Origin of the sequence: Candidatus Phytoplasma sp. AldY-WA1, from assembly GCF_020312115.2 — a bacterium.
Classification (GTDB): Bacteria; Bacillota_I; Bacilli_A; order Acholeplasmatales; family Acholeplasmataceae; genus Phytoplasma; species Phytoplasma vitis.
In genome coordinates this window covers 1-1,065 of record NZ_JAHRHX020000123.1, presented here as the reverse complement: position 1 = coordinate 1,065, position 1,065 = coordinate 1, and the positions used below count along the sequence as shown (strand labels likewise).

The 1,065-nt window shown below is 23.7% G+C and carries 1 pseudogene; it reads right to left on the bottom strand.

What is annotated here, in order from left to right:
- Window positions 1-1,065: pseudogene (locus KTO59_RS04380) on the bottom strand (pentapeptide repeat-containing protein); the annotation flags it as partial.

Sequence of the window (1,065 nt, the reverse complement as noted above, 5' to 3'; positions counted from 1 at the left end):
GTTTTTGCTTTATCAAGTGAAGCATTTAAAAATGTATAAAATGTAATTTTATCTTCTAATTCTGTTTGAGATGCTTTCATCTCTTTCAATTTTTCTTCATATCTAGCTACTTGTTCTTGGTTTTTTTTAAATATAAGATTTTTTGTTTCTTCATTACCTAAAATTTTTTTCATTTTGGTTTCATAATTATCATTAATTTCTTTTAAAGATTTAATATATTTTTCAATACGTTCAATATTGTATTTTTGATTTGCTAAATCAGCTTTTTTTTGGTTTATTTCGTTGCGTTGTTTAATTAAGTTTTTTTCAATAGCATCTATACTTTTTGTTAAAAGTTCTTGTTTTTTTTCTTCTGTTAATGATTTTATATCTTTATTAAGAAATTTTTTTATTTTTTCTTGAGTTGCTAATTGTTTTTCTGCTTCTTGGATTAAATCATTAATTTCATTTATTAAACGATTAATTCTTTTTACTTCAGATATTGTTTTTTCTAAGTTAGCTGTTTGTTTATTAATATCGGCGTTAATTTTCGCAAGTTTTGTTTTTAATATATCATATTGTGTTGCATATGTTTTACATATTTCGTTTTTTTCTTCTCTTGCATCTAAAATTAGATCACTAATAGTTTTTTCTTTAATATTGTTTGTTTTTAATTCTTTTAAAGTAAATCCAGCGTCTTTTAATTCTATTGCTTTATATCCGGCATCTTTTAATTGATCTAAATCAAATCCGGCTTCTTTTAATTCTTTTAAAGTATATCCAGCGTCTTTTAATTCTTTTAAATTAAATCCAGCGTCTTTTAATTCTATTGCTTTATATCCGGCATCTTTTAATTCTTTTAAATTAAATCCAACATCTTTTAATTCTTTTAAAGTAAATCCAGCGTCTTTTAATTCTTTTAAATTAAATCCAACGTCTTTTAATTCTATTGCTTTATATCCGGCATCTTTGAATTGATCTAAATCAAATCCGGCATCTTTTAATTCTATTGCTTTATATCCGGCATCTTTGAATTGATCTAAATCAAATCCGGCATCTTTTAATTCTTTTAAAGTATATCCACTG